Annotated in this window: 14 protein-coding genes; 2 read left to right on the plus strand and 12 right to left on the minus strand. The window is 36.3% G+C overall.

The window, feature by feature from the left end:
• Window positions 1-55: 55 nt before the first annotated feature.
• The 10 genes from LI241_RS07800 to LI241_RS07845 form a co-directional block, all read right to left on the minus strand.
• Window positions 56-1,111, minus strand: coding sequence for a type IV pilus twitching motility protein PilT (locus LI241_RS07800; protein WP_008688447.1), 1,056 nt, complete (start codon window positions 1,109-1,111; stop codon window positions 56-58).
• Entirely contained in the window at window positions 1,101-1,496 is a 396-nt protein-coding gene (locus LI241_RS07805) for a hypothetical protein (RefSeq protein WP_008688446.1), read from the minus strand. Before LI241_RS07805 ends, LI241_RS07800 begins: the two co-directional genes overlap by 11 nt.
• Window positions 1,483-1,857: a hypothetical protein gene (locus tag LI241_RS07810; RefSeq protein WP_008688444.1), complete on the minus strand. Its 375-nt coding sequence runs from the start codon at window positions 1,855-1,857 to the stop codon at window positions 1,483-1,485. The genes LI241_RS07805 and LI241_RS07810 overlap by 14 nt, the downstream gene beginning before the upstream one ends.
• Before the next feature lies 1 nt (window position 1,858).
• Window positions 1,859-2,314 (minus strand): DUF4860 domain-containing protein, encoded by a 456-nt coding sequence (locus LI241_RS07815; RefSeq protein ID WP_008688443.1) that lies wholly within the window; start codon window positions 2,312-2,314, stop codon window positions 1,859-1,861.
• Entirely contained in the window at window positions 2,298-2,606 is a 309-nt protein-coding gene (locus tag LI241_RS07820) for a hypothetical protein (RefSeq protein ID WP_008688441.1), read from the minus strand. The genes LI241_RS07815 and LI241_RS07820 overlap by 17 nt, the downstream gene beginning before the upstream one ends.
• 9 nt (window positions 2,607-2,615) lie before the next feature.
• Window positions 2,616-3,644, minus strand: coding sequence for a type II secretion system F family protein (locus LI241_RS07825; protein WP_008688439.1), 1,029 nt, complete (start codon window positions 3,642-3,644; stop codon window positions 2,616-2,618).
• Window positions 3,645-3,667: 23 nt separating this feature from the next.
• Window positions 3,668-4,570, minus strand: coding sequence for a transglutaminase family protein (locus LI241_RS07830; protein WP_008688438.1), 903 nt, complete (start codon window positions 4,568-4,570; stop codon window positions 3,668-3,670).
• 148 nt (window positions 4,571-4,718) lie between these two features.
• Window positions 4,719-5,327, minus strand: a complete 609-nt coding sequence (locus LI241_RS07835; protein ID WP_008688436.1) for an MBL fold metallo-hydrolase — start codon at window positions 5,325-5,327, stop codon at window positions 4,719-4,721.
• Between the two features lie 38 nt (window positions 5,328-5,365).
• Window positions 5,366-5,515 (minus strand): 50S ribosomal protein L33, encoded by a 150-nt coding sequence (gene rpmG, locus LI241_RS07840; RefSeq protein WP_008688434.1) that lies wholly within the window; start codon window positions 5,513-5,515, stop codon window positions 5,366-5,368.
• A 72-nt stretch (window positions 5,516-5,587) separates the two neighbouring features.
• A complete protein-coding gene (locus LI241_RS07845) occupies window positions 5,588-7,687 on the minus strand; it encodes a penicillin-binding protein 2 (RefSeq protein ID WP_008688429.1) in 2,100 nt (699 codons plus the stop codon).
• A 111-nt stretch (window positions 7,688-7,798) separates the two neighbouring features.
• On the opposite strand from LI241_RS07845, the gene ispG reads away from it, so the two are divergent.
• A complete protein-coding gene (gene ispG / locus LI241_RS07850; RefSeq protein WP_008688428.1) occupies window positions 7,799-8,872 on the plus strand; it encodes a flavodoxin-dependent (E)-4-hydroxy-3-methylbut-2-enyl-diphosphate synthase in 1,074 nt (357 codons plus the stop codon).
• Window positions 8,873-9,017: 145 nt separating this feature from the next.
• Here ispG and LI241_RS07855 read toward each other — a convergent pair whose 3' ends face one another.
• Entirely contained in the window at window positions 9,018-9,902 is an 885-nt protein-coding gene (locus LI241_RS07855) for a deoxyribonuclease IV (protein WP_008688426.1), read from the minus strand.
• Entirely contained in the window at window positions 9,899-11,260 is a 1,362-nt protein-coding gene (locus LI241_RS07860) for a DEAD/DEAH box helicase (RefSeq protein WP_008688424.1), read from the minus strand. The genes LI241_RS07855 and LI241_RS07860 overlap by 4 nt, the downstream gene beginning before the upstream one ends.
• Before the next feature lie 162 nt (window positions 11,261-11,422).
• On the opposite strand from LI241_RS07860, the gene ispH reads away from it, so the two are divergent.
• On the plus strand, window positions 11,423-12,340 hold the full coding sequence (gene ispH / locus LI241_RS07865; RefSeq protein WP_227151122.1) for a 4-hydroxy-3-methylbut-2-enyl diphosphate reductase: 918 nt from the start codon (window positions 11,423-11,425) through the stop codon (window positions 12,338-12,340).
• Window positions 12,341-12,524 lie beyond the last annotated feature (184 nt).

The raw sequence follows: 12,524 nt of genomic DNA on the forward strand, positions 1-12,524 counted from the left end.
TTAGCAATACGATTGACATCTTTGAAAATATCATAAAAATACTTATCAAATAAAATCACATTTTACTAGCTACATAGCGTGCATCACTTGCATACATGATTGCTGTTTCCTTGGTAATCTTATCTTGCTTGTAAGCTTCAATAATAGCATCATCCATGGTAATCATACCACTGGCGCGATTTGCTGTTATCGTATTTTGCATCTGATGTGTCTTTCCTTCCCGAATCAGATTGCGAATGGCTTGATTGCATAGCATGATTTCAAACACTGGTAACATCTTACCATCTTTCCCTGGCAATAATTGCTGAGAAACCACACCATTCAACACCATGGATAGCTGCACGCGAATCTGCTGTTGTTGTGTTGCTGGAAAAACATCAATCATGCGATCAATTGTATTAGCAGCGCCAATCGTATGTAATGACGAAAACACCAAATGACCGGTTTCAGCTGCTGTTACAGATATTTCAATCGTTTCTAAATCCCGCATTTCTCCAACTAAGATGACTTCAGGTGCTTCTCTAAGAGCCGCTCTTAAAGCTGATACATAATCCTTGGTATCATGATAAACTTCTCTTTGTGAAACAATGCTTTGCTTGTGGGTATGCAAATATTCTATCGGATCTTCAATTGTTATGATATGAGAATTACGTGAATTATTAATTTGATCAATGATACAAGCCAGTGTCGTCGATTTTCCACTGCCCGCAGGTCCACTTACCAGTACCATCCCTTTCATTTGCTTTGCCAAGTCAATTACGATAGAAGGAATATGCATGATTTTAGGATCTGGTAATAAAAAACTAACGATACGTAAGACGGCTGCAAAGGAATTGCGTTGACGATAAGCATTGACACGAAAACGTCCAACTTGAGGTATGGAAAAAGAAAAGTCATCATCGCCATTATGTATAAAATCTTCAATATCATCCTTTTTGGCAATCGTATAAATATCACGAATCATTTGTTCGGTATCTTGAGGCATAAGCCTTTTATCATCATATGGCTCAATTTTGCCATCTATTTTAATAGCGCAAGGAGAACCAGCGACAATAAACACATCCGAAGCTTTGCGTTTAACTACATCTTCTAACAATGCTTTAATTTCCATTTTCATCACCCTTATCTATCATCTGGCAGGTTTGTATAACAATCTCATCATTTTGTTTATGAAAAAGCAACTGCAACGCTGTTCCATTATTCATATCTTCCTCTATTATATAGAGATTTTCCTTTTTTGTATAATCTATTTTCATCTTTTTTAACTGTTCATCCAAATGTTTAGGTTCTAGTAGTCTATAGATATCCATAAGATTAGCCTTTGTTTCATAGTAATCTGTTGTAAATTCCATCTGGCGAATGGTTGAAACATAATAACTATTTGCTCTCACATATGTTAAAATAGCCAACATCAGCATAACTAAAATAACAAATAAAGCAAATAATGTTGGTATACCTAGTCCAAGGGGCAGTATATGATTCTTATTCGTACGCATGATAAATTTCTCCTAAAACAAAAGGTATCTCACATAAGATGACATCTTCATGCCATAACTGTATCTTGCCAGATGATAAAGCTTTATCGTTAAATATGATTTTCATATTGCCTTTTTGATAGTTCAATTCATCTTTTTTAATACTATCAAATCGCTGTTCAAAAGGCACATCAGATGCTATTTGCAATTCTTCAATAATACTTTGTGCTTGTAATACATCATGTTGTAAGGTAATGGCCGTTGCTTCTTTTTCTTTTGCCTTTAGTAAGAAACCTGCACAGATAGTAGCTGCTAAAGCAAAGAAAAACAAAATGATGACAAATTCCATTAAAAAGGAAAAGGATCGTTGCGTGTGTTTCATTCTATCCCGCCTTTCCATACAGATATATACTTAACTGTTCTTTTTTACCATCTTTCTCAACTGTAAAAAGGAAACAATCTTGCTTCTCAATTATTGTAAAAGCATCTACTTGAAACAGCTTAGTTCCTTCTTCAAAGGTAGGTTGATAACTGGAAACAGCCGTAATTTCTTTGATATAGCCATCCTGATAATACAAATAGGTTACCGTCTCTTTTTCTTTAATCTGTAAACAGGTAATAGGTTTTGTCACATAAGCAATTTGTCCCCGTGCACTGGCATGTTTCAATTTTGTATGCACATAAGCAAGCGGAAGACTAACATCTTCTTGCGATTGGATTGTTTCATTCAGACGGCGATAAGCAAATATTTCCGTAGATAATAAAGAAAAGGAGCCTGCCGCAAATAGTAGCAGTAACAATAATGAAACTAACAAATACAGATTATGATGCGTTTTCATAAATTCGCCCCTTTTTATAAACATCGATATGCGGAGCAATATTTGCTCCTTCATAATGATAATTAACACGATATTCTTCTTCATCTATCAATAAACCATAATGTTCTTTTAAATAAGCAATTGATGTAGGATATCTTCCTTCTATGCTATAACATTTTAAAGTTAATTTCTGAATGGTTTCCGTAATTTGTTGTTGTTCATTTCTTTTGTTGAAAGAAGCAGCTGATTGAAAACCAAACACAAATAACAATAAGATACCAAGAAATAGCAGTCCATGTAGTGTTTTTTGCATGTTACACCTCTATAGTGAAGAGAGAATACTCACCAGTGGTAACATGATAGATAATAAGACAACACCTATGATTACGGCTAATAACAATACGATGATTGGTTCAATCACATTAAGATAATGTTCAGTTTTATGTGATACTTCCTGTTGATATTCATCACTTAGCTGTTGCATGACCGCTTCCCCTTTTCCACTGGTAAAACCTATTTCAATTAAATTCAACGCAAGACCTTCATATAACTGTTCTTTGCGAATCACATCGCAAAAAGATTCACCTTCATTCATACCTTGAACACAAGCCTGCAACTTATCAATGATTTCGCAATTGGGAAGTAAAGAACATGCATATTGCATTGCTTCACGCAGATCAATGCCACTGCGCAAAAGCATAGCAAGTGCATACGTCAATTGCGCTAAAAGAGAAATATGACGAAGTTTTTTGAAAAAGGGGTTATGGAATAGAAATAAGGTTGCAGCATCTTCTTTTTGGCGTTTTGCATACAATAAGAAAACAATAAGACCCGCTGTTAGCAACAACAAAAGCCCAAAGACAGCCATTGAAAAAATTCTTCCGAATTGCATAAACATAACTGCTTGTGTAGATAAATCACTTCCCAAAGAACGTAATACATCTTGAAATAGAGGTAATACTTTCCATGCAACCACACCTACTACACAAAGCATCATCAGCAGTAAGATCATAGGATAGCTCAAAGCCTGTCGCAATTGATTGCTCATTTCATCCATACGCTGATAATAATCAGCTAATGATAACATCACTTCATCTAAATTACCACTGATTTCCCCGATGGAAATCATATGGATCGTGAAATCATCAAATACCTCACAAGCAGCAAAAGCATCTGCCAGTGTTGGCTGCTTTTCTCTTTCTTCATTTAACCGGCATACCAGTGTTTTCAATTCCTGCTCATCTAGCTGTTCAGCAATCAGATGAAGTCCCTGCTCCAAACCATAGCCTGCTTGAAGTATCAAACCAAACTGAAGAAACAACATATGACGGCTTTGCATATTTATGTTCATATCCATAACACCTCCTACTCGATTTAATAATAATAAACCGCATCATAAGATCCATCGTATTGAAACTTTTGTGCTGCAAAAGTTGGATCAATTCTAGTCCAAGTTTCCTCATCTACATAAATATCCGGATTGACCCATCCTTGTCCTTCTACATAAACTTCCACCCAAGCATGATATTCGATATCCGTATTTCCGCAAATCAAGCGTGCTGGAATATGGTTGATTCTCAACATTGCTGTCATCAAAGCAGCATAATCAAAACAAATCCCCCGCTTACGCTTCAGCACGTCTTTCAGATTTGGAATCATATATTTATTAGAAGCCTGCTTTGCTTTTGCATCATCATAAGTTATCGTTTGTGCAACTTTGTTGTAAATATCATGAATCCGTTTTAAATCATTATCCGCATCTTTTACGGTATCTAAAGCAAAGGAAATGATGTCATCACCTTTTTCATACCATGCAATTTGATTTGGATAACGAAAAGGTGATGTAGTTTCTTTTATATCGGCATGAAATTCAATCACATCTACGATGGCATATTGGTTTTGTTCCATATGTTGCAACACCTTAACGAGATAATTACCACTTCCCATTTGTAAAGGTAATGCCGTTGCTTCATCTTTGTGCAAATCGTAATTATATTTGGTTTCACCTTTCGCAATTTGAATTTTCACTTTTTTGTTATCTTTAAATTGTGCGTGAACATAAATATATCCATCATTGCATTGGGTATAGTCAATGATAGCTATTTTTGTTTTTAAAACATCCTTGCCCAGCTCTTTAGGATATAGGATTTGGTTTTCTGTAACAGCTGGAGATTTGGGATAGGATTCCATTGCCTCTTTGACCTTATCCTGTTGATTGGAGGAACAGCTTGTACAGAGTAATAAAAAAGCAATCAGCAAACAAATTTTTTTGTGCATAGCATATCCTCCTCACTTGTTATTCATTATACACCAAATCAAACCTTTACAAAACTAAAAGAATTGAAAAAGCCTGCTAGCATGCTGTTCATTCTCAATGGTAAAATTGTGTTTTAAACTAAGGAAGAAAAAAAACAGCAATAGCTGTTTAAAATTGCAGATAAGGATTCCATTGAAATTCATCCTTTAATGTCGTCCTAGGTCCATGACCAGGATATACCTTCAAATCGGGGTCCATGGTTTTAATGTATTTTAAAGACTGCATCATTTTAGTATTTGAACTTGTGGCTAAATCAGTCCGCCCGATACTACCTTGAAACAACACATCTCCACAAAATAAATGATCATCCCATAATAGCATACTACAGCCTTCGCTATGACCTGGTGCATCAATGTATCGGAAAGTAAATTTACCAATCGTATGCTCACCAGGGGTTAGTACTTGTGCCTTTGTATGAACGATGATTGGATCTCCTATTGAAAAATTTAATTGTGGATCGGTAAGCAGCGGTATATCCAAATCATTCATATATAATGGACAATGATATTTATTCACCAGCGTATCAACACCAGCAATATGGTCAAAGTGGGCATGTGTCAAAACGATGCCATCCACAATACCGTTTCGTTTGTCGATTGCCTCTTGCAATCTTAATGATTTACTACCTGGATCGATTACCAAAACATGATCATCATTCCATAATAAATAGGTATTTACCTGAACCATACCTAATACAAATGTTTCAATTGATTTCATATGTCTTCACGAATAAAAAAGACCGTAGTCGGCCCTTCTTATTTTTTCTCCTTATGTAATGTTTTCTTGTTACAACGTGGGCAGAACTTCTGAATCTGCATACGTTCTGGATTTTTACGTTTATTACGTGTTCCAATGTAGTTTTCTTCGCCACATTCTGAACATTTGAAAGTGATTCTATCTCTCATGTTGTCCCTCCTCGTACTTTGCTTGAAAATTATATCATACAATATGCAAGAATGCTAATACTTTTTACGAAATTAGTCGTACTTTTTGAAATATTCTTTTAAAACCTTCGGTAAAATCTGTGTTGAACAGATACTTGCCTCCTGATTGCTAGAATCGGCAGCAGAGGTTGGTGCACTACACACAAAGGCAACTTCCGGATCATCATATGGAGCATAACCGATTTCACTTACATTTGTATAACGATATTCTTTATTGTTTTTATATTCTCTTACCTGTGCGGTACCTGTTTTAGCTGCTATACCTTTATCCATGGCATTTAACTCCACACCACAATGATTTCCAGTGATACAAGCGCGGAAACCTTGCTGTACGGTCTTTAGGTAATCCAAATTACCTGAAAGTTGCGAAAGTACCTTGGTTTTGTTTTCATAAATCGTATAATTGCTGTTAACCTCACTTGCCGTATTCACCAACTTCGGCTGCACCTTTTTACCACCATTGGCAATCGTAGATACAAATTGTCCCAACTGTATTGGTGAATAGGTATCATACTGTCCGATAGAATAGTCTAGTAAGTTACCAGCCGTCTGTGTATAGCCAATGATGCCTAACGCTTCATTAGGTACATCTAATCCTGTCTTTGTCCCTAAACCGAACATCGAATAATATTGACGCATCTTGGTTAATGTCTTGGCTGTTGCCTCATTGGAAATATTTAAGGGTTGCCCTGATACATAGGTGCCACCTGCTAACTTTATAATAGATTTCCACATATAGACATTACTTGAAACTTCCAATGCACGCACCGCATCTACAACACCCAAATTCATAAATGAACTTTTTTCTTCTCCGGCGATATTCATCGTCGTATCATATTCTGTACTAGTTACCGTTTGCACGCCTTCATTCAATATCATATATACCGTGGCACCTTTTGCGACAGAACCTACCTGATAGTTATTCAAATAGGTTCCACTGGCGAATTTCGTCATCGATCCATCTTTGTTTTTAACAGCTCCACTTAATGCATATATCTCTCCTGTATTTGGATTCATTAATAAAACAAAGGCCTGGTTAAATGCCTCACGGCCACTTGTACCAGCATATTGCTTAACAATACTGGTCATGATATCATCAACTTTTTTCTGTAATTCAATATCGACCGTCAAATGTAGATTATATCCTTTCTTTCCAGCACTAATCTCATTTAAAACCGCTGTACCATCCTTTTCAAAGGTTACTTCACTCACCTTAGGGGTACCACTCAATAACTGCTCATATTGCTTTTCTAAGCCACTGCTTCCTACACGATCCGTTAAAGAATAGCCTAATGCTTCATAATATTCACGCTCTTCACTTGGAACACCTTGTTTGGTGGTAGTGACACTACCTAAGACATCACGTAATGTATCTTTATAAGGATATTCGCGTTTCCAAGAACCAAAGTCCACATCAAAACCTCGATACTCATCCTTATGCTCCATCAAATAGGCAACATCTTCATTCGAAGCATCTTCAACAATGACCTTAATTGAATTACTAGGTGATTGATTCATTAACAGATATACACTAAATGCGTTTTTATCCTCTTCACTAGCTATTTCATCTACCATTTTTTCTGTAATGCGTGAACGCACAAGTTTATCCTTATCACTAGCTTTTGTCAATGTAGCTAATTCTTCATCACTTAATAGATGATTCCCTGTACGATCTGCATTACCGTTTTCATCACGATATAAGAATAAATAGAGATCTTGCATGTCGCTTTTTGTAAATGTTTCATGCTTAATATGAAATTGTTTGGCAAATTTCTGAGCCAGTTCCCATTTTTCATTACTAGTTACATCCTTTGGCGGAAAATATGTAATGTTATGTGCAGATGCCGTTTTTACGACCAATTTGCCATTGCGGTCATATATTTCACCACGAGGTGTCTGAAACCGCTGTTGTTGAGAAGAATAATTCACCAACTTTGTTGTATAATCTTCATGATCACGCACTTGTATAAAGACCAAACGTATCGTTATTGTTGAAAATAATAAAATCACAATCATTGAAAAAATTAAAATACGTCGGTTTACAATTTTATAATAATCGTTTTGCGTCTGCAGAACATCAGAACTACGGCGTAATTTCTTATGATCCAGATCGCGAAATGGATTACGTATCATGTATTCACCTCCTGTATACCGCTTATTATAATACAAATCTCATGGAAAATGCCACCATATTGTAAAAGAAATAAATTTTGTTATAATGGTACATGAAGGAGTTGATATTATATGCTTCGCACCGAAACAAGAAGTATTCGTGTTCGTGATCTTATGATAGGAGGTAACGAGCATGTTGTGATACAAAGTATGTGCAATACACGTACCAAGGATATTGAAAAAACGGTTGCGCAAATCTTACAATTAGAAGCTTGCGGCTGTGAATTGGTACGCATGGCTATCATTGATGAAGAGGATGCAAAAGCAATCAGAGAAATTCGTAACCGCACCCATATTCCTCTTGTCGCTGATATTCATTATGATTATCGCCTAGCGATAGCTGCAGTAGAAAATGGAATTGACAAAATTCGTTTAAACCCTGGAAACATTGGATCGAAAGAAAATGTACAAGCAGTGGTAAATGTTTGCAAGCAACATCATATTCCTATCCGAATTGGCATAAATAGTGGCTCTTTAGAAAAAGACATCCATGAAAAATATGGCAAACCGACAGCTGCAGGCATGATGGAAAGTGCTAAACGCCATGTAGCAATTTTAGAAGAGTTGGATTTTCATGATATTTGTCTTTCTTTTAAATCAAGTGATCCCTTATTATGTATTGAGGCATATCGCTTAGCAAGTAATACCTTCCCTTACCCATTACATTTAGGGGTTACAGAAGCTGGTACTTTTATTGGTAGTGCTATTAAAAGCAGTATGGCATTAGGTACTTTATTGAATGAAGGCATTGGTGATACGATTCGTATCAGTGTAAATGGTGATCCAGTAAATGAAATCACAATTGTAAAGCAATTATTAAAATGCTGCGGGTTATTAAAAAACACACCAAATTTAATTGCCTGTCCTACTTGCGGCCGTACAGCATGGGATATGCAACCTGTTGTCAATGAGATAGAATCCTTTTTAACAACGATAGATTGTGATATAAATGTCGCTATCATGGGTTGTGCTGTAAATGGTCCTGGAGAAGCTAAACATGCAGATATCGCGATTGCCGGTGGCAAACAAGAAGGATTGTTAATAAAAAAAGGCGTTGTCATTGAAAAACTTCCACAGGATGAAATAGTGGAACGCTTAAAGCAGGAAATCCGATCATTTGCTGCAGAACACAAAAAAGATAATTGATATTCAAAAAAGTAGGCATTCCATTAGGATTTACCTACTTTTTTCTTATCATTTTCAATAGTTGGAACTAAGATCTAACGTATGCTGAACTATTATCATTTTTTACTTAATAAACACATAGTCTTATCTAAAAATAGCAAATGCATTACACAACTTCATTTTTTAACTTGTCCAATAAATTCGCATCAAAAACACCTTGTTTTAACATTGCGATTTCATGCTTATATGGTGCATGTCCGTCCACATAAGGTGTTTCTAATATTTTAACGACATCTTGAATTCGCTTGTTATGTACGATTGCATGCAGCTTATCATAGCCAATTTCGCCAAAGCCAATATTCGCATGACGATCCTTACGAGCACCTTGAATATTTTTTGAATCATTAACATGTACACATGCTAAACGATCTATCCCAATGATCGCATCAAATTCATTCAAAAGAAGATCAAAATCACTTAAATCGAATCCTGCATCATGCAAATGACAAGTATCCATACAAACCTTGATATTTTCAGGATGTTTCACATGATCAATGATATAGCGAATATGCTGAAAATTATAGCCAAGTTCGCTACCTTTCCCTGCCATCGTCTCGATTGCTATCTGTACATCACCAATCTGTTTCATAGCTAGATCTAATCCATCTACGATCTTAGCAAGTCCAGCATCTTCGCCGGCTTTTACATGACTGCCAGGATGTAAGACCAAAATGCTTGCTTCTAATTGTTTGACACGTTCAATTTCCTTTGCCAAAAAATCAACACCGAGTTCAAATGTTTCTGCTTTCGCACAATTTGCTAAATTGATGATATATGGTGCATGTACGATCATGCTGCTTTTTTCTATACCATGTAACTTCATGATCTCATGTGCTTCTTTTATGCGCAGTTCTTCCATTGGCTTTCTGCGTGTATTTTGAGGTGCACCTGTATATAACATAAATGCATTTGCACCATATGAAATAGCTTCTTTTACGGCTCCTAATACATATTCAGGAGCAGACATAGATACATGACTACCTATTTTCATTCGCTATTCCTCTTCTCTAACATCTTTTGTTTAGCACGTTCTTTCTTTTGACGCTGAATATCTTCTTGAATCATAGCACGTTTGGCTTTCCGTTTTAATTTTTCTACTTCCTGCTGACGCTTTTTCTTATAACCTGGCTTTACTTTTTTCTTCTTACGAGAAACAATCTTTGCAATTTCTTTCTCTAATGGGTCATCTTTGCGTACTTTCTTCTTATGCAAAGGTTCTAAATCGCACCACTGACCATTTTTTATGGTTTTATGATCAAAATGAATGCCTCGAACTTCTAACTGACGTATAGCAGTATCATCTTTTTTTTCATATAGTGCATAACAGATACCCTCATGTCCTGCTCTGCCAGTACGTCCGCTACGATGGATATAATAATCTAATTCTTTAGGAAATCCCATCGATATAACATGAGATATCCCTTCAATATCAATGCCACGGGCTGCAATATCGGTTGCCACTACATATGATTTTTGCAAATTGGACAAATCCTTCATCGCTTTCGTGCGCTCTCTTGGAGTTAAATCTCCATGCAATTCTATTACACCATAACCTGCATCTCGCATATTGCTTGCTACATTAGCAGCTTCACTTCGCGTATTAGCGAAGATTAAGCAAACATATGGGGTAAAAGAAGGTAAAATCTCTAATACTTTTTCAGCATATGTTTTATGCTGGACAGGCACTAAAATATGTTGGATCTTAGGATGAAATGCACTTTGTTCTTCAATTTGTACAGTTTGCGGATGATCCATATATTTCTTTAGAAACAAGCGCAGCTCCTGAGGAATCGTTGCTGAAAAACTCATCATCTGCAAGTCCTTGCGCATCTTCCCTGCAATCGCATCTACATCTTCCAAAAAGCCAAATTCTAAAGTCATATCAGCCTCATCCACCACCATGATATCTGCGGTATCCACGCGCAAGACCTGTTCGTTTAAAAACAAGTCCTTAATACGACCTGGAGTTCCTACAACAATATGTGGTTGAACTTTTAATTGTTCAATCATCCGGCTCTTTTCAATTCCGCCTGTAATTAAACGGATGACGAGTTTGGGATCCGCTTCACTCATCTTTTCACATCGCTGATAAATCTGTAAGGCTAATTCTCTGGTAGGTGCAGTGATTACCGCCTGCACACAAGGTTTACTGCTGTCTACTTTTTCCATAATAGGAATCAAAAAAGCGTGTGTCTTCCCTGTCCCTGTCGCTGAAATACCGATAATATCTTTTCCTTTACAAGCCATAGGGATTACCGCCTGTTGAATCGGTGTAGGTTCTATAAATTTTTCAAGTTCAATAAACATTTTTGTATGTTTTTGAAACATATAATCGCTATATTTACTCATGAATGCCCCTCCTTTTTTAAAAGCAGCTCTTCTATTATACATGAATCCTTTTTGTTGTAAATAAAAAACACTGTTTTTACTTCCTTATTATACCCGAAATTCTAGTATTTTCCTATCTTTTCACTCATAAAATACGGTATAATAACAACAGGAGGAACGCTTATGAAGGTAATAAAAGTCACTCCTCGCGGTTATTGTAAAGGTGTCACAAGAGCCATTGCTCTTGCTCGCAAAACAGCGATGGAGTATCCCGATAAAAACATTTATGTTTTAGGTATGTTAGTACATAACCGTTTTGTCATGCAGGCTTTAGATCAACTGCATATTCATACCATTGACGATAAAACGAAAACAAGATTAGCATTGCTGCAAGAGATACCATCTGGCAGTGTAGTTATTTTTACTGCTCATGGAGTTGCCCCAGCAGTAAAGCAAAAGGCCGCAGAACTTGGCTTAATTGGTATTGATGCCAGCTGTCCAGATGTTGTAAAGACACAAGCTATTGTACAAACAAAATTAGAAGAAGGATATGATGTGTTCTATATTGGAAAAGCTTTTCATCCAGAAGCTGAAGCTGTCATCTCATTAAGCCCAAAGGTTCATTTAATAACAAATATGGAAGATATTCAGCAGTTGCCTACGACAATGTCTAAGGTTTTTGTCACAAATCAAACAACAATGTCAATATTTGATATTGAAACATTATTTACCGCGATTACTCAAGCATATCCGCAAGCAGAGTTTTGTGAAGAAATCTGCAATGCCACAAGAATCCGTCAGCAGGCCATAGCTGAGCTTGATGCTGCTGAAATAGATGTCTTATATGTAGTTGGTGATAAACATTCCAATAACTCCAACCGCCTTGCTCAGATTGCAAAAGAGCAAGGGATCGCAAATGTTTTTCTTATTGATGATGTACACGATATCACTGATGAACAATTGGCTAACTGTAAAGCTGTAGCTATTACAGCAGGTGCTTCCACACCAACCTATCTGACAAATCAGGTGATTCAGTATCTAAACAGCTATACACCAAAATTGGCGAAACCTATTACAGAGGTGGCCAAAATCTTGCAATAAGCTTAAAAAGATAAAGTACTCTATATGATAAATAGCCATCAGAATTTAACGTTTTGATTATTAAGACTGTATAATGATTGATAAAAAATCTGTGTTTCTAGCCTTATTTAGCCGGAAACACAGATTTTTTGGATATCTAAATTATCGTAGGGATAAGCGATACCTCTAAATTATCATAGAGTTT

The organism is Longicatena sp. 210702-DFI.1.196 (assembly GCF_020563125.1).
Lineage (GTDB): Bacteria > Bacillota_I > Bacilli_A > Erysipelotrichales > Erysipelotrichaceae > Longicatena > Longicatena caecimuris.